Origin of the sequence: Arthrobacter sp. NtRootA1 (assembly GCF_019976975.1) — a bacterium.
Lineage (GTDB): Bacteria > Actinomycetota > Actinomycetes > Actinomycetales > Micrococcaceae > Arthrobacter > Arthrobacter aromaticivorans.
This window is the reverse complement of record NZ_AP024630.1, coordinates 3,934,304-3,956,528: the sequence shown is the minus strand read 5'-3', so window position 1 is coordinate 3,956,528 and position 22,225 is coordinate 3,934,304. Positions and strand designations below refer to the sequence as shown.

Sequence of the window (22,225 nt, the reverse complement as noted above, 5' to 3'; positions counted from 1 at the left end):
TCGAGCGGCTACTCGGTGAGCGTCACGACGGACGCTCCGTAATTGGGGGTACCGCCGGTGACCGTCATGCCATCTTCCAGAGAGACGAATCGCTCGAAATAGCCTTGGAGACCCCTGCAATTCCCGTTGCAGTTCGGTGCGGCGGGATCCAGGATTCCCCCGGTGCCGCTGAACCTGTAGCCGGTGACTTTGAATGCCGCGAAGCCGATAAGGGTGTACGTCGCATTGTCCCCGTTGCCGGTTGCCGTCCTGAAGAGAGGGATCAGGGCTGGTTCGTCCATGATGTGCGCGAGGACGGAATTGCAGGCGGAATCGTTCGGGAAGTGGTTGCCCGGCTGCCCTTGGACTGTCGCAGTCACTGATATGTCGGTGGAGCAGCCTGAATTGGTGAGGAGCCATCCAAAACCTCCGGGCTCATACCCGTTTTGGGCCGCACATCCCGGATAGGCCGGGGCTTTCTCGTCGTACCGCAAGAGAATGTGGGTGGGGATGGGGTCGCCGGTGAAGCTTCCGGTGGAGTTCAGCGAAGCCAGCTGCGTTGGAGACAGGTACTTCTTGAACACGCACTCACTGACTGTCCACGGCAAGGTAGTGGCAGTAGACGGTGCTCCCCAGGAGGCCTCGGCAACTGCATCCACGGGCGTTGTGTCGAACCCCAGGACCCGTGCAAAGAACAGGGAGAAGCTGTTTTGACCTGACGTATCCCTCGCATTGGTGACCACACGAACCTTAGTGGCCGCTGGAAACGTGACGGTTGCACCACTGGCATTGTCATTCGCATTGTTGTTGGCGAATTGGTTTCCCGTTGTCGTACTGTTGCCGCAGCTGCCGCCCGCGCAATCCGTGGCGATCGCGAGTGCCGCTGCGTCGGCACCGTTCTGCAACTGGGCCTTTTCGGCGTAAAGGGCACCCACGTCCACGGCAAGGGCGGCGAAGCCCAACAAGGCCACCATCATGGTGGCGACCATTACGGTAGCCGCGCCGCGCTCCTTGGACTCTTTCCCACCGTTGCGCGTGCCACGCGCCGCTCCTGCCTTTAGCCACCGCATCGCATTACTCCTACTCCAGTCATGTTGAGCGGGAAGATGCCAGGTGAGCCAAAAAAGCCGGCGTCGAGAAATCCTGACATTGATGTTAGGGAGACGCTGGTGGTTACTGTGACGTTGGAACCTGGTGCGCAGCTGGACGCATTATCGCTGACAGACACACCTAAGCCGGCAAGCGACGGGGCAGATCCGAGCGCGGTTCCCGTCACATCGAGAGAACCGTCCTTGTAATGCACCGCCGCGTAGCGGGCCCCTTCACGGGCGGCTTGTGTCAAAGACACTTGAACGTTCAGAGCCCGCCCGAACTCAACGATCCCCACCAGGATCAGCAGTAGGAGCGGCAAAAGAATCGCCATTTCCACGGCTACTGCGCCGCGCTCTTTCTTACGTGATTTCACGATCGTCTCCCAGACCCAGAATCCCGGCAGCATACGTGCCCTTAAAGACGGCGGTCGGCCGCAGTGACAAAACGAGTTGCCAGCGCGGCCAACCGCCGGTGTGCGAACTAGAGAGCGGCAGTTACCTGGTCGAAGAGGGCGGCGATGGCCGGGCCGAGGAGCAGTACCGAGCCCATGACTACTACTGCGATCAGGGCGACCATGATGCCGTATTCCACCATCGTCGCGCCCTTCTCTTCCTTGCTGAAGCGGCCTTTGACGCCGGCGATGTACGAGGTGACGGTGAACATAAGAGCAGACATTGGAAAATTCCTTCCCAGAAATGAATTTAGGGTTTGTAGATTTATTGTTTATAGGTCCAGCAAATTATCGGAATTTGCCTTCGATTCCCGAACTACCCCCATGTTGCCTTTAGCGGTTCGGAATTCGATGAGATAAGAATTCACCCTGGACGCACTGCTGAACAATGCGTAGTCGTACTCGAATTCCTGCAAGGCAAATCAGGCCGTCACCCGTAGAAGGGCAGGGGAGTACTCAGTTTGGAACGCAAAAAGGGGGAGCGACTACTTGGAATAGACAGCAGCCTTACATTTTCGAGCTTATGAAGAGCGACGGCAGCGCCAGATGGCGTACCCCTACTGAAGTAGCAGCGTGACACCCAATGCAGCGACAACCATCGCTGGTCCGTGCGCTGTTTCCACGGTCTTTTCCTTGCGATTCAGGCGCAACATCAGCACCGTCAGCACCCCGCCCACCACGAATCCCAGTAGTCCGCCGTAGAGTACTTGCTTCCAACCCAAGTACCCCAAGTACAGTCCGATGGGTGCTGCGAGCTTCACATCACCCATTCCGAGGCTTCTCGGCGAAATAAGTCCCAGAATCAGGTAGCCAACGAAGAGTATGAGCCCTCCGGCGAGTGCTCGGAGCAGCTCGGGCCAGGCGGGATCCAGTGCCGCGGACGTGGCAAGGAGAACAAAACCGCCCCCTAGCAGGAGCAAAACGAGGGGGTTTGGCAGCAAATGGAGGGTGAAATCAATTCTCGAAAGCTCCACGCCAAGAAGTGCCAATAAAAGGAACGCCGGCAATTCTGGAGTAAAACCAAAGCGCCATCCCAACAGGGCAAAGAGCAGCGCGGTGACTGCCGCCGTCGTAATCCGGACTGCAAATGAGGGGAGTCCGCCGAGGCGCGGAAGGCGACGCGAGATCACGAACTCGACGGCCGGGCTCAACAGCAAGCCGGCGATGGCAAGCAGGAGCAGGAAAACGGGACCGTTGGTCATGTACTCTCCCTCAAAGCGCATGCGACCCCGAGGGGCGGATACCCCATTTTGACCCGGACGGCCCGTTGAAGGTATTGTTTATAGTCGTTGTGCGTGTCCTATCTCGATGACACATGCCTTCTCGGGGATCCAGTTGCAGGATTGCTAACTCAAGAGGCATATCGAGATTCTGGGATGACTGGTCTATAGAGCCCTCACCTCTGCTCCGGTAACGCATACATAGTAGGTACACGCCTCACTGCGTGTCGCCTAAAACATGAACGCCAGAACAAGAACGAGGCAAAACCGTGCGTACGTACACCCCGAAGCCCGGCGATATCAACCGCCAGTGGCACGTCATTGACGCCACCGACGTTGTCCTTGGTCGTCTTGCCAGCCAGACCGCAACACTGCTGCGCGGAAAGCACAAGCCGACCTTTGCGTCCCACATGGACATGGGCGACTTCGTCATCATCATCAACGCTGAAAAGGTTGCCCTCACCGGCGCCAAGCTGGAGCAGAAGCGCGCATACCGCCACTCCGGCTACCCGGGCGGCCTGACCTCCGTCAACTACGCCGAGCTGCTGGAATCCAACCCGGTTCGCGCTGTTGAGAAGGCCATCAAGGGCATGCTCCCCAAGAACTCCCTCGCCGCTCAGCAGCTGGGCAAGCTCAAGGTCTACGCAGGCCCCGAGCACCCGCACGCTGCGCAGCAGCCGAAGACTTTCGAAATCACCCAGGTCGCCCAGTAGTCCTGGCCACCAAACAACTTTTCATTACAAGGAGAACCGTGGCTCAGAACGAAGAACTGACCGCCGAAGCCGTCGAGGCTGAGGAAACCCTCACCAGCTACACCTCTGAAAGCACATCTGTTGAAGATGCGCCCAAGAAGGAGCGCCCGGCGCTGACCGTTGCCGGTGCAGCTGTTGGCCGCCGCAAGGAAGCCGTTGCACGCGTTCGCGTCATCCCGGGTTCCGGCAAGTGGATCATCAACGGCCGCACGCTGGAGAACTACTTCCCGAACAAGCTGCACCAGCAGGATGTCAACGAGCCCTTCAAGATCCTTGATCTTGAAGGCGCCTACGACGTCATCGCCCGCATCCACGGTGGTGGCATCTCCGGCCAGGCCGGTGCACTGCGCCTCGGTGTTGCTCGCTCGCTGAACGAGATCGACGTCGACAACAACCGCGCCACCCTCAAGAAGGCCGGTTACCTGCGCCGTGACGCCCGCGTCATCGAGCGTAAGAAGGCTGGTCTCAAGAAGGCACGTAAGGCTCAGCAGTACTCCAAGCGCTAATCTGCTCTTACTCGAAAGCCCGTTCCGCCGTTTCGGCGGGGCGGGCTTTCGCCGTTTAAGAAGTTGCCCTTTGAGCAGTTCGAAGATGCAAGGTGTGAGCCGGATTTGACCTGTGCACATGACGTTCCGACACGCTGCTGGACGGGTGGTGTCCCGTCGTCGTCTAAACTTGAGCCGATGTCTAGATTATTTGGAACAGATGGCGTGCGCGGTCTCGCGAACGGATTGCTCACCGCCGAGCTGGCTATGCAGCTAGCCCAGGCCGCCGCCGTCGTACTCGGCCATGACCGCACAACCGATGGCAAGCGGCCTCGCGCCGTAGTCGCCCGGGACCCCAGAGCGAGTGGCGAGTTCCTTGCCGCCGCCGTCGAAGCGGGGCTCTCGAGCTCCGGCATCGATGTCTATGACGCCGGGGTGCTGCCCACCCCGGCTGCGGCCTACCTGGTGGCAGACCTCGACGCCGATTTCGGCGTTATGCTTTCGGCCTCCCATAACCCGGCCCCTGACAACGGGATCAAGTTCTTCGCCCGCGGCGGTCAGAAGCTGCCCGACGACGTCGAGGACGCCATCGAAGCACAGCTCGGCAAAGAGCCTCAGCGGCCCGTCGGCGGCGACGTCGGACGCATCCAGCGCTTCTCCGACGCTGAGGACCGCTATATTGTCCACTTGCTCGGCACCCTCCCCAAGCGCCTGGAGGGCCTGAAGGTTGTCTTGGACTGCGCTCACGGCGCGGCGAGTGGTTGTTCGCCACAGGTGTTCAAGGACGCCGGCGCGGACGTTGTCGTCATCGGCGCCGAGCCGGATGGCCTGAACATCAACGACGGCGTGGGCTCCACCCATCTGGGCCCGTTGAAGGAAGCGGTGGTCAAGCACGGTGCGAACCTTGGCATTGCCCACGACGGCGACGCCGACCGCTGCCTCGCTGTAGACCACGAAGGCAATGAAGTAGATGGCGACCAGATCATGGCGATCCTGGCGCTGGCGCTCAATGAAGCGGGCAAGCTCAAGGACAGCATCCTGGTTGCCACGGTCATGAGCAACCTCGGGCTCAAGATTGCCCTCCGCAATGCCGGCATCACCATCCGCGAAACCGCTGTTGGCGACCGTTACGTGTTGGAGGAAATGCGCGACGGCGGCTACAACCTGGGTGGCGAACAGTCCGGCCACGTAATCTTCTCCGATTACGCAACCACCGGCGATGGCGTGCTCACCGGCCTGCAGCTTGCTGCGCAGGTGGCCCTCACGGGTCGTAGCTTGAAGGAACTCGCAACGGCGATGACCAAGCTCCCGCAGCTCATGATCAACGTCAAGGGTGTGGACAAGGCCCGTGCGGGCACCGACGAAGGAGTGGCCGCAGCAGTAGCCGCTGCTGAACTGGAACTGGGCGAAACCGGCCGTGTGCTGCTGCGCCCGTCCGGAACCGAGGCCCTGGTCCGCGTCATGGTGGAAGCGGCGGATATGGAGACGGCCGAGCGAATTTGCAACAGCCTGGCCGCTGTAGTCAAGGAACGACTGAGCGCTCCCAGCGAACTGGCTGTGTAAGAATCCAAGCAACTTCGGCCCGCTCTCCTGATTACCTGTTTACTGGTAATCAGGAGAGCGGGCCGAGCTGGTTTAAAAGGACCTGCGTGTCAAAGGACCGGCGCTACAGGTAGTCGGGGGCTGCTTCCAACCCGAAGTACTCCTCGAGCGTTGCGATGCCCCGGGTGTTCATCTCTGTCGCTGCTTCGACGCCGATGTAGCGCAGGTGCCAGGACTCGTAGAAGTATCCGGTGGTTTCATGGAACATCCACGGATAGCGCACGATGAAACCGAATTTGTGTGCGTTGGCTTTGGCCCAAATAGCCGCGGGCTGATCGGCGAAGCAGGGCTGGAAACTGCAGGCACCCCCGCCGTCGGCTATGTCAAAGGACCAGCCCGTTTGGTGTTCGGAATGACCGGGGCGTGCCGAAGCCCGGTCGGCTGCCGCCTGGCCACTGTTCGCGACGTAGCCGTTGTAGGTGACCACCTGGGTGGAATAGGAACGGTACCCGGATGCCAAAGCCATGATGACGCCTTCGGCCGCCGCTGCGGCGAACATCTTTTCTGCGGCAGCCGCCGTCGTGCTGTTCATCAGTGTGGCTTCGCCAGTGACGGCGAGCCGGATGTTCGGCTGAACCAAATCCGCCGGGACATAGTTTTGTGGGTTCAACGGCCGGTGCTTGTTGACCACCACCCATTGGCTCGCTGGATCGGTCAGCGAGAACTGCTTGGCTGCGGATTGTGAAGGTGCTGCGGCTTGCGAAGGTGTTGGGGCTTGTGAGTGCGCTGCGCTTGGAGGAGCGCTGGAAGGCTCGGTAGCGGCAGCGGGCGTAACGGCAGTGACTTGAGTGGGCGTGGCGTTCGAGGCAGCGGCGGACGGTGTGGCCGAAGCCCCGGCAGCGGACGAGGCGGGGCCATCCGGAGTGCAGGCCGTCAGTGCGGCCAGGCCTGCGCCAGCTGTGAGAAAACCCGCGAATGCCCTGCGGCTGGGCATGGGCTGAGGTTGGAAGTCCACGCTAGACCTTCCGCAAAAGCATGCGCCGGATGGAGTGGTCTGCATCCTTGGTAAGTACCAGCTGGGCGCGGCCACGGGTGGGGAGCACGTTCTCTTCGAGGTTGGGCTCGTTGATGCGCTTCCAGATGCCGCGGGCTGTTGACTCGGCATCTTCGTCTGACAGCGTGGCGTAGCGGTGGAAGTAGGACTCTGGCTGCGCGAATGCTGTGGTGCGGAGCTTCCGGAACCGGTCCACGTACCACTCCTCGATGTAGGAGGTCTTGGCGTCAACGTAGATGGAGAAGTCAAAGAAGTCGCTCAGCGCGAGGCCCTGCTTGCCATCCATGCGGGGCCTGGCGGGGGCCAGAACGTTGAGGCCTTCCACGATCAGCACGTCGGGGCGGCGCACTACGACTTCCTTGCCCGGGACGATGTCGTAGGTGACGTGGGAGTACCACGGTGCCCGGACTTCCTCGGCTCCACCTTTGATTTCCGACACAAAACGCAAGAGCGCGCGTCGGTCGTAGGACTCGGGGAAACCCTTGCGTTCCAGCAAGTGCCGGCGCTTCAGCTCCGCCAACGGGTAGAGGAAGCCGTCCGTGGTGATGAGTTCTACGTTGGGCGTTCCCGGCCAGCGCCGCAGCATTTCACGGAGAACGCGGGCGATGGTGGATTTTCCTACGGCAACGGACCCGGCCACACCGATGACAAACGGGGTGCGTTGTGTTTGCTCGCCCAGGAACGTGGTGGTTGCCGCGTGAAGTTGATGTGAAGCCTCGACGTAGAGGTGCAGAAGCCGCGAAAGGGGGAGGTATACCTCCCGCACTTCCTTCATATCCAGGGGATCGCCGAGGCCTCGCAGACGGAAAATGTCCTCTTCGTTGAGGGGCTGCTCCATCTGTGCTGCAAGCCGCGACCACGTTTGGCGGTCCAGCTCAACAAAGGGGGAAGCGCCGTCGCCGTTTGCTTCGGTGCGTTGCAAAGTCACGTTCTGATTCTGCCCTTAGCCCGGCGGATCAGGAAATGCGGGACGACGTGAAGGTGAATTGTGGGTGATCAACGCCTCAGAAACAAGAGTGGGAGGGGGGACGTCCCACATCAGTTGTTTGACCTAGCCGTTAGGCTTATACCCATGTGTGGAATCGTAGGCTATGTTGGCAATTCGTCTCGTAAGGCAGCTGGTCACAGCGCCCTTGACGTCGTCGTGGAGGGGCTGCGTCGTCTTGAGTACCGCGGCTATGACTCCGCTGGCGTCGCAGTGGTGGCTGATGGGACCATCTCGTCCCGTAAAAAGTCCGGCAAGTTGAGCAACCTGATCAGTGAACTGGAAGCAAACCCGGTCCCTGAATCCCTGACCGGCATTGGCCACACCCGTTGGGCCACGCATGGCGGACCCACCGACCGTAACGCACACCCCCACCTTTCCGACGGCGGGCGCCTGGCGTTGATTCACAACGGCATCATCGAAAACTTCGCCGAGCTTAAGCAGGAACTGCTAGCTAAGGGCGTCACGTTCGAATCCGAAACGGACACTGAAGTTGCTGCCGCCCTGGTTGGCAACATCTTCCGCAACGAACTCAACGGCAACGGCGGCGACCTCACCCAGGCGATGCGCCTGGCCTGCCAGCGTCTGGAGGGTGCGTTCACCCTCCTCGCCGTCCACGCGGACCAGCCCGACGTCGTCGTGGCCGCCCGCCGTAACTCCCCGCTCGTGGTTGGCCTTGGCGAGGGCGAGAACTTCCTCGGCTCGGACGTCTCCGGCTTCATCGACTACACGCGCCGCGCCGTGGAACTCGGTCAGGACCAGATCGTCACCATCACCGCGGACTCGGTGGAGATCACCGACTTCTTCGGCGCTCCGGCTGAAGGCAAGGAATACCACGTTGACTGGGACCCGGCTTCTGCCGAAAAGGGTGGCTTCAGCTCCTTCATGGAGAAGGAAATCAACGACCAGCCCGACGCCGTAGCCCAGACTCTCCTGGGGCGCTCGGACCTCAACGGAAAGCTGACGCTGGACGAAGTCCGCATCGATCCTGAGCTCCTCAAGCAGGTTGACAAGATCATCGTTCTGGCTTGCGGTACCGCAGCCTACGCTGGGCTGGTTGCCAAGTACGCCATCGAAAACTGGTGCCGTATTCCCACGGAAGTAGAGCTCGCACACGAGTTCCGTTACCGCGATCCGATCGTCGACGCCAACACCTTGGTAGTTTCCATCAGCCAGTCCGGCGAGACCATGGATACGCTCATGGCCGTCCGCTACGCCCGCGAACAGGGCGCCAAGACGATCTCCATCTGCAACACCAACGGTTCCACTATCCCGCGTGAATCCGACGCCGTGCTCTACACCCACGCTGGTCCGGAAATCGCTGTGGCATCCACCAAGGCGTTCCTCGCCCAGATCACTGCCGCTTACTTGCTGGGCCTTTACCTGGCCCAGCTGCGTGGCAACATCTTCTCCGGCCAGATCAAGGACGTCCTCGCGGACCTGAACAAGATCCCGGCCAAGATTCAGAAGATCCTGGACAACGCAGGTCCTTTGCGTGAACTCGCCCGCAGCATGAAGGACGAAAAGTCCGTCTTGTTCCTGGGCCGCCACGTTGGCTTCCCGGTGGCCCTTGAAGGTGCCTTGAAGCTCAAGGAAATTGCCTACATCCACGCTGAGGGCTTCGCCGCCGGTGAACTCAAGCACGGACCGATCGCCCTGATCGACGACGGCCAGCCGGTTTTCGTGGTTGTCCCGTCCCCGCGTGGTCGTGACTCCCTGCACTCCAAGGTCGTTAGCAACATCCAGGAAGTCCGCGCACGTGGTGCACGTACGCTGGTCATTGCTGAAGAAGGCGACGAGTCGGTCAAGGACTACGCAGAGCACGTCTTCTACGTTCCGGAGACGCCCACGCTGCTCATGCCGCTGCTCACCACCGTGCCACTGCAGATCTTTGCTGCTGAATTGGCTGGGGCGAAGGGTTACGACGTCGATCAGCCGCGTAACCTCGCCAAGAGCGTGACCGTAGAATAACCGCATGATTGTTGGCATTGGAGTAGACGTCGTAGACATCGAGCGGTTCGCCCGGCAACTGGAGCGGACCCCCGGACTGCGGGACAGGCTGTTCGTTCCTGCGGAGCGCGAGCTCAACACCAGGTCACTCGCTGCGCGCTTCGCTGCCAAGGAAGCAGTGGCCAAGGTCCTGGGTGCTCCCGCTGGCATGAACTGGCAGGACTGCTGGATCGGCCTTGACCAGAATGGTCCTACCGTCCAGGTCAAAGGAACGGTCTTGGCCGTGTCCGATGCCAAGGGCGTTAAACGCTGGCACCTGTCCATGAGCCACGATGGCGGCATCGCTACGGCGTATGTCCTCGCCGAGGGCTAAACGGACCTCTACATAACGATGATCAGCGCCTTCACCGGACAACAGATCAGGGATGCGGAACAACCGCTCCTGGACTCCGGTGAGGGCGCTGTTCTCATGCAAAGGGCCGCTTACGGCCTGGCGCAGGAAGTGGTTCGCTTGGTCAAGGCCAAGCGCAAACTGCGTGGGGCGAGCATTACAGTCCTGGCAGGAAAAGGCAATAACGGCGGTGACGGACTCTTCGCGGCTTCCATCCTTGCCCGCCGGGGCATGCGCACGACGGCGGTACTCGCCTCAGCGGAAGTCCATACCGAGGCTTTGGGGGCTTTTCTGGCGGCAGGCGGCCGCGTGCTGCGATTGGATCCCGGAAACGCGGAGGAACTTGCCGTCCTATGCGCTGGTGACGATGTCATCATCGATGCCCTCCTGGGCACTGGCGCCCGCGGCGGATTACGTGATGCTTCTGCTGAGTTGGTCGCTTCCCTTCAGGAGTTGAAGCCGCGTTCCGTGGTGGCCTGCGATCTCCCCAGTGGGCTGGATGCCGCCACGGGCGAAGTCCACTGGCCGGTGCTGGAAGCCGATGTCACAGTGACTTTCGGTGGTATCAAGGCCGGTTTGATGACAGACCCGGGCGAGGGCTGTGCCGGCCACGTGGTCCTGGTACAGATCGGAATCGAAGACTCCCTGGACACCCCTGAATTGCATCGGCTTGATGCCACGGACCTGCACGCCTTGCTCCCCAAGCCTGGGCGCCGCTCCCATAAATACTCCCGTGGCGTGCTGGGCGTGGTCGCCGGCTCGGCTCGGTTTGCGGGGGCAGCCGTGCTGAGCGTCCATGCGGCAGCGATGGCCGGCGCGGGCATGGTCCGCTATGTAGGACCGGAATCTGCGGCACGCCATGTATTGAGCCGGACTCCGGAGGCCCTGTGGGAGACGGATGACCCAGGGCGCGTTCAAGCGTGGTTGCTTGGTCCTGGCGTGGACGGGGAGGACCAGCTCGGACGTGCCGGGGACGCCGCACAGTCAGCGCTGGCCGCTGAGCTCCCGGTCGTCGTCGACGCCGGAGCCTTGAGTATCCTGCCAGAGCGGTGTCCCGCCCATTGGATCCTCACTCCGCACGCGGGGGAACTGGCGACGCTCCTGGCAGCCCTTCCATCCACCGGCGAGGTAGCCGTGACCCGCGAGGACGTCGAGTCCCGGCCGCTGCACTTCGTACGGCAAGCAGCCGAACAAACTGGCGCCACAGTCCTGCTGAAGGGTGCCACCACACTGGTGGCCTCGCCGTCGGGCGTTGTTTTCAGCCAGTCCGAGGGCACTGCCTGGATGGCGACCGCAGGCAGCGGTGACGTCCTGGGTGGCATCTTGGGCGCCTTGCTGGCGCAATCTACGGACTCGGTGAGGGACGACGACGGCGCGTACGCAGCCATGGGCTTGAAACTCGACGACCGCTGGGCTGCTCTGGCGGCTGTTGCCGCTAGCGTTCACGGCCGCGCCGGCTCGATGGCATCGAAGGATTTTAATGGTGGCCCCCTTACAGCCTCGGCGATCATGACAGCTGTGCCGCACGTCATAGGTTCGCTGACCGCTGAATACGACCCCGCAAGACCGTAAGGTTACTGTCCGTGTCATGGGTCATGAGTAGGCTTGCAGCAAGTTATCCGCATCACCAGAGGAGAACGCATGGAAGTCTGGCCTGGATCGGCCTATCCGCTTGGAGCCACCTTTGACGGGACCGGCACCAACTTCGCGCTGTTCAGCGAGAAGGCCGAGGGAGTGGAACTGTGCCTCTTCGACGACGACGGCGAGGAAGTCCGCGTAGAAGTCACCGAGGTGGACGGCTATGTGTGGCACTGCTACCTGCCGCAAGTCCAACCCGGACAGAAGTATGGCTATCGCGTGCACGGGCTTTACAACCCCGATGCCGGCCAACGGTTCAATCCCAACAAGCTGTTGCTGGACCCCTATGCCAAGGCCATTCACCGGCAGATTGACTGGGACCCGGCACTGTTCTCGTACAACATGGGGGATCCGGACTCCCGGAATGACGCCGACTCCGCACCGCACATGATGCTCGGCGTCGTCATTAACCCGTTCTTCGACTGGGACGGCGACAAATTACTGAAGATTCCGTATCACAAGTCGGTCATCTATGAAGCCCACGTCAAAGGGCTCACCCAACTCCACCCCGAGGTTCCCGAGGAACAGCGCGGCACTTATGCCGGCGTCGCCCATCCCGCAGTTATCTCGCACCTGCAGAAGCTTGGCATCACCGCCATCGAGCTCATGCCGGTGCACCAGTTCGTCAATGACGGCATCCTCCAGGACAAGGGGCTGAACAACTACTGGGGCTACAACACCATCGGCTTCTTCGCGCCGCACAACAGCTACAGCTCCAAGGGCGATACCGGCCAACAGGTCCAGGACTTCAAAGCCATGGTCCGTTCCCTGCACAACGCCGGGATCGAGGTCATCCTGGACGTCGTGTACAACCACACGGCTGAGGGCAACCACCTGGGGCCCACGTTGTCCTTCAAGGGCATCGACAACTCGGCCTACTACCGCTTGGTGGAGAATGACCAGAAGTACTACATGGACTACACCGGCACGGGCAACTCGCTGAACGTCCGTAGTCCGCATTCGCTGCAGCTGCTCATGGATTCGCTCCGCTACTGGGTGACGGAGATGCACGTCGACGGTTTCCGTTTCGATCTCGCGTCCACGCTGGCCCGTGAGTTCTATGACGTGGACAAGCTGTCAACCTTCTTCGAACTCATTCAGCAGGACCCTGTGGTCTCGCAGGTGAAGCTGATCGCTGAGCCGTGGGATGTTGGACCCGGTGGGTATCAGGTGGGCAACTTCCCACCGCAATGGACAGAATGGAACGGCCAATACCGGGACACTGTCCGGGACTTCTGGCGCGGCGAACCATCCACCCTGGGTGAATTTGCATCGCGCCTGACAGGCTCGGCCGACCTCTACGAACACTCGGGACGCCGACCCGTGGCTTCCATTAACTTCGTCACCGCGCACGACGGCTTCACCTTGGCGGACCTCGTGTCCTACAACGAGAAACACAACGAGGCCAACGGCGAGGGCAATAACGACGGCGAATCGCACAACCGCTCATGGAACTGTGGCGTTGAAGGTCCCACCGACGACCCCAAGGTTCTTGGCCTTAGGGCCCGCCAGCAACGGAACTTCATCGCCTCGCTCTTCCTGTCACAGGGTGTTCCCATGCTCTTGCATGGTGACGAACTTGGCCGGACGCAACAGGGCAACAACAACGGGTATTGCCAAGACTCGGAGCTGACCTGGATTAATTGGGACAGCGTGGACCAGCCCTTGGTGGAGTTCACGGCCGCCGTCAGCGCCCTACGCGCCAAGCACCCCAGCCTGCGCCGAAGCCGCTTCTTCGACGGCAGGCCCGTGCTGCGGGGCGAGGGCGAGAGGCTTCCGGACATCGTGTGGTTGGATGCCGACGCCAGCACCATGACGCCGTCGGACTGGGACACCGCGCTGGGCCGTTCTGTTGGAGTGTTCTTGAACGGTGACGGCATTCACGGACGCGACACCCAAGGTCGCCGGATCACAGACGTCAATTTCCTGCTGTACTTCAATGCGGACGAGGACGAGGTTGGGTTCCGCGTGCCGTCAGACGAATATGCCCCTGCGTGGGACGTCATGATCGACACCGGCGGTGAAGGTGCAGATTCGGACGTCGTGAAGGCGGATCAGATCCTGATGATCGCCGCGAAGTCGCTGGTGGTGCTTCGCGCCCACAGCGCGCCAGAGACCGAGCCGGACCATTCAGTGGCCGCCTCCCTTGCTGCGCTCACTCAGACCAGCACCCCCGAAACGGCTTCGCTGACGGCTCCTGCCGTTACTTCGGCGCCTGCTGACTCCGTGCCAAATGATTCAGCGCCGGAGGTTGAACCGGGTGCGTCGCAAGGCGACGGAGCTGCAGAGGGTGCGGCTTCCGACGGTGGAGATCCGCCCGCTGGGAAATCTAAACCCGCAAGGAAGCGCCGTAGTTCGAAGAAGGCGGACTCGTGAGGACCCCCGTTTCAACGTACAGGCTGCAAATCCGCCAAAGCTTTACGCTTCAGGACGCTGCGGAACTCACCGGGTACCTGCACAACCTTGGGGTCGATTGGATCTACGTTTCGCCGATCCTCACGGCGGAGGAAGGCTCAGACCACGGCTATGACGTCACGGATCCTTCGTCCGTGGATCCTGCCCGGGGCGGAGCCGAGGGCCTCGCAGCGTTGTCCAAAGCCGCCCGCTCGAAGGGACTTGGCATCCTGGCGGACATCGTCCCCAACCATATGGGTGTAGCCTCGCCAGGACAGAATGCCTGGTGGTGGCAGCTCCTGAAGGAGGGGCGCTCGTCGAAGTACGCCGAAGCGTTCGACGTCGACTGGGACTTTGGCGGCGGAAAGATCCGCATCCCCGTGCTCGGCGGCGATGACGACCTTGCGCAGCTCACTGTGGTGGACGGCGAACTGCACTACTACGATCACCGTTTCCCGTTGGCCGAGGGCAGCTTCAGCGATGGAGACAGCCCGCAGGACGTTCATTCGCGGCAGCACTATGAACTGGTGGGCTGGCGCCGCGCGGACGCCGAACTGAACTACCGCCGCTTCTTCGCTGTGAATACCCTGGCCGGCATCCGCGTCGAGGTTCCGTGGGTCTTCGATGAGGCGCACGAGGAAATCGTGCGATGGTTCCGCGAAGAGCTGGTGGACGGGCTCAGGATCGATCACCCCGATGGGCTGGCGGATCCCGCAGGATACCTGGCAAGGCTTCGCAAGGAGACGGGCGGGGCGTACCTCTTGGTGGAGAAGATCCTGGAGCCGGGAGAGAAACTGCCGGAAACCTTCGATTGCGAAGGCACCACAGGGTATGACGCGCTGGCGGATGTTGACCGTCTGTTCGTGGACCCAACAGCCGAGGAATACCTGGACTCCCTCGACGCCCGGCTGCGGGATGCACCCGAGCCAGCTGACTACGAGGCAATGATCCATGGGACCAAACGGCGCATCGCTGACGGCATCCTGAGGTCTGAGATCCTGCGGTTGTCCCGTCTTGTTCCCGAATCACCAGCATTGCCGCGCACCGCGGTAGCCGACGCCCTGGCCGAGATTATTTGCTGGTTCCCCGTCTACAGGACCTACCTTCCGCACGGTCAGGAAATTCTGGAAGCAGCCGTAGAACGCGCAGGGCAGCACCGGCCCGAGCTCGGGAACGTGCTGGAAGGACTGCTCCCACTCCTGGTCGATACCACGGGGGAACTCGCCCGCCGTTTCCAACAGACCTCCGGCATGGTGATGGCCAAGGGTGTGGAGGACACCGCATTCTTCCGCTACACACGCTTGGGGACGCTCACCGAAGTGGGCGCTGATCCCACTGAGTTTGCGCTTTCCCCTGATGGGTTCCACGAGCGCATGACGCGTCGTCAGGCAGAGGTCCCGCTCTCCATGACCACGCTGAGCACCCACGACACCAAGCGCAGCGAGGATGCCCGGGCCAGGATTTCGGTGATTTCCGAATCTGTCCCCGAATGGGAACTCTTCCTCGGCACTGTCCAGGAGCTGGCGCCCATCCCGGACGGTCCTCTGGCAGCCCTTGTTTGGCAGTCAATTGCAGGCGCTTGGCCGGCCGATCGTGGGCGCCTCCAATCGTATGCGCTCAAGGCCGCCCGCGAAGCGGGAAATTCGACCAACTGGACCGACCCCAACCTGGACTTCGAGCGTCACTTGGCTGCCGCCGTCGACGCCGTTTTTGATGTACCCGAAGTTGCTGCCGCCTTGGAGAATTTCGTCGAGGAACTGGAACCTTATGGGACCTCCAACTCGCTCTCAGCCAAGATCATTCAACTAACCATGCCGGGCGTCCCGGATGTCTATCAGGGCACAGAGTTCCGGGACGGTTCATTGACCGACCCCGACAACCGGCGACCAGTGGATTTTCAAGCCCGGATCGCCGCGCTCGCAGAACTCGATACTGGTGCGCGGCCCGCGTTCACAGAGGAGACCGCCAAACTGCTGGTGGTCTCCAGGGCGCTCAGGTTGCGTCGGGACCGGCCCGAACTGTTTGCCGGCTACCAGCCCGTGCATGCGAGCGGCGCGGCAGCTGAACACGTGATTGCGTTCAGCCGCGGTCTGGATGCGCCCGGTGCGATTACCGTTTGCACGCGGCTGCCCAAGCGCCTCGCGCGGGAAGGCGGTTGGCGGGATACGGCCATCGACTTGCCGGTGAACTGCCACGACGAACTGACCGGGACCACGTATGACGCCGGTTCAGTAGCGGTCGCTACGCTGCTGGAGCATTACCCGGTGGCCTTGCTGGTGCCCACTGACTGATCCGCTGAAAACACGAACACCCACCGACACCGCCACTGCAACGCAAGCTAAAACAAGCACAGGGGACACGATGCTGGAGCACGCTGCTGGAAGAAACCGTTACGACGTCTGGGCGCCCAACGCCGGATCAGTGAAGCTGCTGGCCGGAGGTAGCGAGCACGCGATGGAACAAATTCACGACGGCGGCACTACAGGTTGGTGGCGCGCGTCCGCCGAGGTCACTGGCAAGGAAGGCGACGCGGTAGCGTACGGCTACCTCGTGGATGGGGAGGGGCCGTTTCCCGATCCACGCTCACGGCGACAGCCGGACGGGGTACATGGACTGTCGGCCACCTTCGATGCTTCCGCCTACGAGTGGGGGGACGGCGAGTGGAAGGGGCGCAGCCTCAAGGGTTCCGTGATCTATGAGCTCCACCTGGGCACGTTCACGCCCGAGGGGACGCTTGACGCAGCCGCCGGGAAATTGGACTACTTGGTGGATCTGGGCGTCGACTTCATTGAACTGCTTCCGGTCAATGCATTCAACGGAGTTCACAACTGGGGTTACGACGGCGTGCTTTGGTACGCCGTCCACGAGCCCTATGGTGGCCCGGAGGCCTACCAACGGTTCGTCGACGCTGCCCACGCCGCTGGCTTGGGGGTCATCCAGGACGTGGTCTACAACCATCTTGGACCCAGCGGCAATTACCTTCCCAAATTTGGCCCCTACCTGAAATCGGGGGAGGGGAACACCTGGGGAGATTCGGTAAACCTCGATGGTCCGGGGTCCGATGAGGTACGTCGTTACATTCTGGAGAATGCGGCGATGTGGCTCCGGGACTATCACGTAGACGGGCTCAGGCTGGACGCCGTGCACGCACTGCGCGACGAACGTGCCGTGCACATCCTTGAGGACTTTGGCGGGCTGGGAGACCAGATCGAAGCCGAAACCGGCATTCCGCGGACGCTCATCGCAGAATCGGACCTGAACAATCCGCGCCTGATCTATCCCCGCAAGGACAACGGTTATGGCTTGGAAGGCCAATGGAGCGACGACTTCCACCACGCCCTGCACGTGAACCTTAGCGGTGAAACCACCGGGTACTACGCCGACTTCGAGTCCCTCGCTGTCCTCGCCAAGGTCCTTGAGCACGGCTTCCTCCACGATGGCAGCTATTCAAGCTTCCGGGGACGTCACCACGGCAGGCCGATCCGGCACGACCTCGCGCATCCTTCCGCGTTGGTCGTTTGCCTGCAGAACCACGACCAAATCGGCAACCGCGCCACCGGTGACCGACTTACTGCATCACTATCATTTGGTCGGTTGGCGATCGGCGCAGTGCTGACCATGACATCCCCATTTACACCCATGCTTTTCATGGGCGAGGAATTTGGGGCTTCGACGCCGTGGCAGTTCTTCACCTCCCATCCCGAGCCGGAATTGGGGGAGGCCACAGCGAAGGGCCGGATCAAGGAATTTGAACGGATGGGCTGGGACCCTGCCGTTGTGCCGGACCCCCAGGACCCCGAAACTTTCAAGCGCTCAAAGCTGGACTGGAGCGAGCCCAACGCCGGGGACCACGCCCGCCTGCTGCAGCTGTATCGGGATTTAGCACAGCTGCGCCGGAATACGCCTGAGCTGGTGAACGGTGGTTTTGGCGAGAGCAAGGTGGAGTTCGACGACGACGAGCACTGGCTGGAGTTGACCCGTGGCGCCATCCGCGTGGTGTGCAACTTTGGGGACGAGCCGTTGGATTCACCTATGGGTGGATCCCTGCTGCTGGCAACCGACACCGAAGTAGCACTCGGCGACGGTTCGCTGACCTTGCCCGGTGGGAGTGCCGCCGTCGTGCGTGTCCAGTAAGGCGAGCAGTGACGAGGGTGACGGCGCCCACATTGCGGACAGCCCGAACACCGTGATCTATGCAGTGGCAGGATGGTACGTATGACTTATTCGGCTGCGGAAAACCGCTACGAAACCATGCCCTACCGCCGCGTCGGACGCAGTGGTCTCAAGCTCCCCGCTATCTCGCTGGGCCTTTGGCACAACTTCGGCGACGACAAGCGTTTCGAGGAACAGCGCGCCATCCTGCGCCGTGCCTTCGATCTGGGCGTCAACCACTTCGACCTCGCCAACAACTACGGCCCGCCGGATGGGTCGGCAGAAACGAACTTCGGGCGTCACCTGAAGGAAGACTTCAAGCCGTACCGTGACGAGCTCGTCATCTCCACCAAGGCCGGCTACTACATGTGGCCGGGCCCCTATGGTGAATGGGGATCCCGCAAGTACCTGATCTCCAGCCTCGACCAGTCCCTGCAGCGTATGGGCTTGGATTACGTGGATATCTTCTACAGCCACCGTCCGGACCCCGAGACGCCGTTGGAGGAAACCATGGGGGCGCTGGATTACGCGGTTCGGTCCGGCAAAGCCTTGTACGCAGGTATCTCTTCCTACACCCCTGAGCAGACACTCGAGGCGGCGCGGATACTGAAGGAACTCGGCACGCCTCTGCTGATCCACCAGCCCAGCTACTCCATGCTGAACCGATGGACCGAGAATGGTTCGCCGAACCTCTACGAGGCACTGGACCAGGTGGGCGCCGGCTCCATCGCCTTCTCGCCTCTTGCCCAGGGGATGCTGACCAACCGCTACCTCAATGGTGTGCCGGCTGACTCGCGGGCCGCGAAGGAACGGTTCCTCTCCGAATCCGCATTGACGGAGGACAAGCTGGACCGCGTTCGGGGACTCAACGCCATCGCCGAGGGACGTGGACAGACCCTCGCGCAGATGGCTATTGCGTGGATTCTCCGTGACCAGCCAAAGGGCTCTGCCGTAACATCCGCGCTTGTTGGGGCCTCCAGCGTGGCGCAGCTTGAAGACACGCTGAGTGCCATCAATAACCTCAAGTTCACCACGGATGAGCTGACGGCGATCGACGAGTTCGCAGTTGAATCAGACATCAACTTGTGGGCTCAGGAGTAGCTTGCAGAACTGACACATTAGGGAAGGGGCCCGCCGGGAACAAAGGCGGCCCCTTCTGTGTTGGCTACAATGCAAGTGTGCGCCGAATGGCGCCGTGCCAATCAGTCGTGCTCTGAACTCAGTCAGGGTCGCGCCTGGCACCTGAGGTTTAGTTCTCAAAGGAGTTCCGTGTCTTCACATCCGATTCGTGTTGCCATTGTCGGCGTAGGAAACTGCGCCGCATCGCTGGTCCAAGGTGTTCAGTACTATCGCGACGCTGACCCCAAGGCCACGATTCCGGGTCTGATGCACGTCGAGTTCGGCCAGTACCACGTCAACGACGTCCAGTTCGTTGCTGCTTTCGATGTTGATAGCAAGAAGGTTGGACTGGACCTTGCCGACGCCATCGGCGCCAGCGAAAACAACACCATCAAGATCGCCGACGTCCCTGCTACCGGGGTCACCGTTCAGCGTGGCCACACCCTTGATGGCTTGGGCAAGTACTACCGCGAGACCATCGTCGAAGCTCCCGAGGAGGACGTCGACATCGTGGCTGCCCTCCGCGAGGCCAAGGTAGACGTCATGGTTTGCTACCTGCCCGTTGGTTCCGAGCAGGCTGCCAAGTTCTATGCCCAGTGCGCCATCGACGCCGGCGTGGCCTTCGTCAATGCTCTCCCCGTCTTCATTGCCGGGACCAAGGAGTGGGCTGACAAGTTCACTGCAGCGGGCGTTCCGATCGTGGGCGACGACATCAAGAGCCAGATCGGTGCCACCATCACCCACCGCGTGATGGCCAAGCTGTTCGAAGACCGCGGCGTCACCTTGGACCGCACATACCAGCTGAACGTTGGCGGCAACATGGACTTCAAGAACATGCTTGAGCGCGATCGCCTTGAGTCCAAGAAGATCTCCAAGACCCAGGCCGTCACCTCCAACGTTGAGGCAGAGCTTCACGCTGACGACGTCCACATCGGGCCGTCCGATTACGTTGCCTGGCTTGACGACCGCAAGTGGGCCTTCGTCCGCCTCGAGGGCCGCAACTTCGGTGATGCTCCCGTGTCCCTCGAATACAAGCTCGAAGTATGGGATTCCCCGAACTCTGCTGGCGTGATCATCGATGCCATCCGCGCCGCCAAGATTGGCCTGGACCGCGGCATCGGCGGCCCGTTGCTCTCTGCATCCAGCTACTTCATGAAGTCCCCGCCGGAGCAGTTCAACGACGATATCGCCCGCGAAAACGTAGAAGCCTTCATCCGCGGCGACATCGAGCGCTAAACCGCAACAGCACAAGCAACGCGGGGTCACTTACGGCCGATGTTTGACCATCGGATGGGCCGTAACTGACCCCGCGTTGCTTTAAGAGGGTTAGAAGAGGCCGGTGGGGTTGCCGTCTGGGCCGACGTCCATGCGCATGGCTGCCGGTTCCTTGGGCAGGCCGGGCATGGTCATGACGGCTCCGGTCAGGGCGACAATGAAGCCCGCACCCGTTTTTGGAATGAGTTCGCGTACGTGTACCCGGAATCCCTTTGGCGCCCCGAGCTTGGACGCGTCGTCGGTGAATGAGTATTGCGTCTTGGCCATGCAGACGGGGAGCCCGCCCCACCCATTCTTTTGGATGTCCACAAGCCGCTTCTGCGCCGGGACGGAAAATTCAACGCCGTCCGCGCCGTAGATCTCCTGCACAATGGTGCGGATCTTGTCCTCCACAGAAAGTTCCAGAGGGTACAAGTGGTGGAAATTTGACGGCCCTTGCACTGCCGCTGCCACCTTGGATGCGAGCTCATCGCCACCGTCGCCTCCGCCGCCACGGCCCCAGACATCGGCGACGGCCGCTTCCACGCCTTCCGCGGCGCACCACTTCAGCAGCCATTGAAGTTCTTCGTCGGTGTCGGTGGCGAACTTGTTGATGGCGACCACCGGTGAAATGCCGAACTTGGCGACATTCCCAACATGCCGTTTGAGGTTTTCCACCCCTGCCGCTATGGCGTCCACGTTGGGTTCGCTGAGTTTGTCCTTTGGAACTCCGCCTTGCATCTTGAGGGCACGGATCGTTGCCACGACAACGACGGCGGACGGCGCCACGTCAGCGATGCGCGACTTGATGTCCATGTACTTTTCGGCACCCAGGTCCGCGCCGAATCCGGCCTCGGTGACCACGATGTCGGCAAGTTCCTGGGCCGTCCGCGTTGCGATGATCGAGTTACACCCGTGGGCAATGTTGGCGAAGGGGCCACCGTGGACCAGCGCGGGCGTCCCGGCGATGGTCTGGACAAGGTTTGGTTTGATGGCGTCCTTCAAGAGCAATGTCAGGGCACCTTCCACACCAAGATCCGCAACAGTTACCGGTTGGCGGTCGAAGGTGTAGCCAAAGGTGATCCGGCCCAAGCGCGTACGGAGGTCGTCCAGGTCCGCGGCCAGGCAGAATACGGCCATGATTTCGGAGGCCACTGTGATGTCAAAGCCATCTTGCCGGGGAACGCCCTGGGTAGGACCGCCGAGGCCGATAATGATTTCCCGTAAGGAGCGGTCGTTCATGTCGATGACCCGCTTGAACGTCATGCGGCGGGGGTCGATTCCGAGGTGGTTGCCTTGGAAGATGTGGTTGTCCACGAGTGCCATGAGGGCGTTGTTGGCCGAGGTTACGGCGTGGAAGTCGCCGGTGAAGTGGAGGTTGATATCGTCCATGGGCAGGACCTGGGAGTAGCCGCCTCCGGTTGCTCCTCCCTTCATGCCAAGGATCGGCCCAAGTGACGGTTCGCGGAGCGCGATCATCACTTTGTGGCCGGCGCGTGCGAGGGAATCGGCAAGGCCTACAGTGGTTGTCGATTTGCCTTCGCCCGCAGGGGTAGGGGACATGGCTGAAACGAGGACTACCTTGCCGGGCTGCTTGCCCACTGGGAGCACAAGCTTGGCCGGATTGATCTTGGCTTTGTAAGGCCCGTACAGTTCCAGTGCGTCCACGTTGATGCCCGCACGTACCGCAATCTCTTCGATGGGCAGGATGGTGGCGTTATGGGCTATCTCAAGATCGCTCAGGCCCTTGTTTTCAGACATCGTTGT

General features: G+C 61.4%; 18 protein-coding genes. 11 read left to right on the top strand and 7 right to left on the bottom strand.

Going from position 1 to position 22,225, the window contains the following annotated elements:
• Positions 1-8 precede the first annotated feature (8 nt).
• The 4 genes from LDN90_RS17945 to LDN90_RS17930 all read right to left on the bottom strand — a co-directional run bounded on the left by LDN90_RS17945 (position 9) and on the right by LDN90_RS17930 (position 2,724).
• Positions 9-1,049, bottom strand: coding sequence for a Tad domain-containing protein (locus LDN90_RS17945; RefSeq protein ID WP_223946546.1), 1,041 nt, complete (start codon positions 1,047-1,049; stop codon positions 9-11).
• Positions 1,037-1,444 carry a TadE family protein gene (locus tag LDN90_RS17940; RefSeq protein ID WP_223946545.1) on the bottom strand — a complete coding sequence of 136 codons (408 nt, stop codon included), beginning with the start codon at positions 1,442-1,444 and terminating at the stop codon, positions 1,037-1,039. Before LDN90_RS17940 ends, LDN90_RS17945 begins: the two co-directional genes overlap by 13 nt.
• A gap of 107 nt (positions 1,445-1,551) precedes the next feature.
• On the bottom strand, positions 1,552-1,746 hold the full coding sequence (locus LDN90_RS17935; RefSeq protein ID WP_223946544.1) for a Flp family type IVb pilin: 195 nt from the start codon (positions 1,744-1,746) through the stop codon (positions 1,552-1,554).
• Positions 1,747-2,079: 333 nt separating this feature from the next.
• Positions 2,080-2,724: a prepilin peptidase gene (locus tag LDN90_RS17930; protein WP_223946543.1), complete on the bottom strand. Its 645-nt coding sequence runs from the start codon at positions 2,722-2,724 to the stop codon at positions 2,080-2,082.
• 287 nt (positions 2,725-3,011) lie between these two features.
• Here LDN90_RS17930 and rplM point away from each other — a divergent pair, with 287 nt between their 5' ends.
• From rplM to glmM, 3 genes are all read left to right on the top strand, one after another.
• The gene (gene rplM / locus LDN90_RS17925; protein WP_011775554.1) at positions 3,012-3,455 is read left to right on the top strand and encodes a 50S ribosomal protein L13; all 444 of its coding nucleotides are present in this window, start codon (positions 3,012-3,014) and stop codon (positions 3,453-3,455) included.
• Between the two features lie 38 nt (positions 3,456-3,493).
• Positions 3,494-4,000 carry a 30S ribosomal protein S9 gene (gene rpsI, locus LDN90_RS17920; protein WP_216925110.1) on the top strand — a complete coding sequence of 169 codons (507 nt, stop codon included), beginning with the start codon at positions 3,494-3,496 and terminating at the stop codon, positions 3,998-4,000.
• Positions 4,001-4,177: 177 nt separating this feature from the next.
• Positions 4,178-5,542 carry a phosphoglucosamine mutase gene (gene glmM / locus LDN90_RS17915; RefSeq protein ID WP_223946542.1) on the top strand — a complete coding sequence of 455 codons (1,365 nt, stop codon included), beginning with the start codon at positions 4,178-4,180 and terminating at the stop codon, positions 5,540-5,542.
• Positions 5,543-5,645: 103 nt separating this feature from the next.
• On the opposite strand, the gene LDN90_RS17910 is transcribed toward glmM, so the two are convergent.
• The gene (locus tag LDN90_RS17910; RefSeq protein WP_223946541.1) at positions 5,646-6,515 is read right to left on the bottom strand and encodes a M15 family metallopeptidase; all 870 of its coding nucleotides are present in this window, start codon (positions 6,513-6,515) and stop codon (positions 5,646-5,648) included.
• Positions 6,516-6,537: 22 nt separating this feature from the next.
• Positions 6,538-7,503 carry a type I pantothenate kinase gene (gene coaA, locus LDN90_RS17905; protein ID WP_223946540.1) on the bottom strand — a complete coding sequence of 322 codons (966 nt, stop codon included), beginning with the start codon at positions 7,501-7,503 and terminating at the stop codon, positions 6,538-6,540.
• 144 nt (positions 7,504-7,647) lie between these two features.
• On the opposite strand from coaA, the gene glmS reads away from it, so the two are divergent.
• The 8 genes from glmS (at position 7,648) to LDN90_RS17865 (ending at position 20,440) form a co-directional block, all read left to right on the top strand.
• Positions 7,648-9,531 carry a glutamine--fructose-6-phosphate transaminase (isomerizing) gene (glmS, locus tag LDN90_RS17900; protein WP_223946539.1) on the top strand — a complete coding sequence of 628 codons (1,884 nt, stop codon included), beginning with the start codon at positions 7,648-7,650 and terminating at the stop codon, positions 9,529-9,531.
• 4 nt (positions 9,532-9,535) lie between these two features.
• Positions 9,536-9,883: a holo-ACP synthase gene (locus LDN90_RS17895; RefSeq protein WP_216925115.1), complete on the top strand. Its 348-nt coding sequence runs from the start codon at positions 9,536-9,538 to the stop codon at positions 9,881-9,883.
• 18 nt (positions 9,884-9,901) lie between these two features.
• A complete protein-coding gene (locus tag LDN90_RS17890) occupies positions 9,902-11,473 on the top strand; it encodes an NAD(P)H-hydrate dehydratase (RefSeq protein ID WP_223946538.1) in 1,572 nt (523 codons plus the stop codon).
• 69 nt (positions 11,474-11,542) lie between these two features.
• A complete protein-coding gene (glgX, locus tag LDN90_RS17885; protein ID WP_223946537.1) occupies positions 11,543-13,915 on the top strand; it encodes a glycogen debranching protein GlgX in 2,373 nt (790 codons plus the stop codon).
• Positions 13,912-16,224: a malto-oligosyltrehalose synthase gene (treY, locus tag LDN90_RS17880; RefSeq protein WP_223946536.1), complete on the top strand. Its 2,313-nt coding sequence runs from the start codon at positions 13,912-13,914 to the stop codon at positions 16,222-16,224. The genes glgX and treY overlap by 4 nt, the downstream gene beginning before the upstream one ends.
• A 70-nt stretch (positions 16,225-16,294) precedes the next feature.
• Positions 16,295-18,067, top strand: coding sequence for a malto-oligosyltrehalose trehalohydrolase (treZ, locus tag LDN90_RS17875; RefSeq protein WP_223946535.1), 1,773 nt, complete (start codon positions 16,295-16,297; stop codon positions 18,065-18,067).
• A gap of 81 nt (positions 18,068-18,148) precedes the next feature.
• On the top strand, positions 18,149-19,186 hold the full coding sequence (mgrA, locus tag LDN90_RS17870) for an L-glyceraldehyde 3-phosphate reductase (protein ID WP_216925120.1): 1,038 nt from the start codon (positions 18,149-18,151) through the stop codon (positions 19,184-19,186).
• Between the two features lie 168 nt (positions 19,187-19,354).
• Positions 19,355-20,440, top strand: a complete 1,086-nt coding sequence (locus tag LDN90_RS17865; RefSeq protein WP_216925121.1) for an inositol-3-phosphate synthase — start codon at positions 19,355-19,357, stop codon at positions 20,438-20,440.
• Positions 20,441-20,530: 90 nt separating this feature from the next.
• Here the strand turns inward: LDN90_RS17865 and LDN90_RS17860 are convergent, their stop codons facing one another.
• Positions 20,531-22,219, bottom strand: a complete 1,689-nt coding sequence (locus LDN90_RS17860) for a formate--tetrahydrofolate ligase (RefSeq protein ID WP_223946534.1) — start codon at positions 22,217-22,219, stop codon at positions 20,531-20,533.
• Positions 22,220-22,225 lie beyond the last annotated feature (6 nt).

Excerpts from the sequence above, each read along its gene's own strand:
- LDN90_RS17945 (WP_223946546.1), bottom strand. The coding sequence starts at position 1,049 with ATGCGGTGGCTAAAGGCAGGAGCGGCGCGTGGCACGCGCAACGGTGGG.
- LDN90_RS17935 (WP_223946544.1), bottom strand. The coding sequence starts at position 1,746 with ATGTCTGCTCTTATGTTCACCGTCACCTCGTACATCGCCGGCGTCAAA.
- LDN90_RS17930 (WP_223946543.1), bottom strand. The coding sequence starts at position 2,724 with ATGACCAACGGTCCCGTTTTCCTGCTCCTGCTTGCCATCGCCGGCTTG.
- glmM (WP_223946542.1), top strand. The coding sequence starts at position 4,178 with ATGTCTAGATTATTTGGAACAGATGGCGTGCGCGGTCTCGCGAACGGA.
- LDN90_RS17910 (WP_223946541.1), bottom strand. The coding sequence starts at position 6,515 with ATGCCCAGCCGCAGGGCATTCGCGGGTTTTCTCACAGCTGGCGCAGGC.
- glmS (WP_223946539.1), top strand. The coding sequence starts at position 7,648 with ATGTGTGGAATCGTAGGCTATGTTGGCAATTCGTCTCGTAAGGCAGCT.
- LDN90_RS17895 (WP_216925115.1), top strand. The coding sequence starts at position 9,536 with ATGATTGTTGGCATTGGAGTAGACGTCGTAGACATCGAGCGGTTCGCC.
- LDN90_RS17890 (WP_223946538.1), top strand. The coding sequence starts at position 9,902 with ATGATCAGCGCCTTCACCGGACAACAGATCAGGGATGCGGAACAACCG.
- glgX (WP_223946537.1), top strand. The coding sequence starts at position 11,543 with ATGGAAGTCTGGCCTGGATCGGCCTATCCGCTTGGAGCCACCTTTGAC.
- treZ (WP_223946535.1), top strand. The coding sequence starts at position 16,295 with ATGCTGGAGCACGCTGCTGGAAGAAACCGTTACGACGTCTGGGCGCCC.
- mgrA (WP_216925120.1), top strand. The coding sequence starts at position 18,149 with ATGACTTATTCGGCTGCGGAAAACCGCTACGAAACCATGCCCTACCGC.
- LDN90_RS17860 (WP_223946534.1), bottom strand. The coding sequence starts at position 22,219 with ATGTCTGAAAACAAGGGCCTGAGCGATCTTGAGATAGCCCATAACGCC.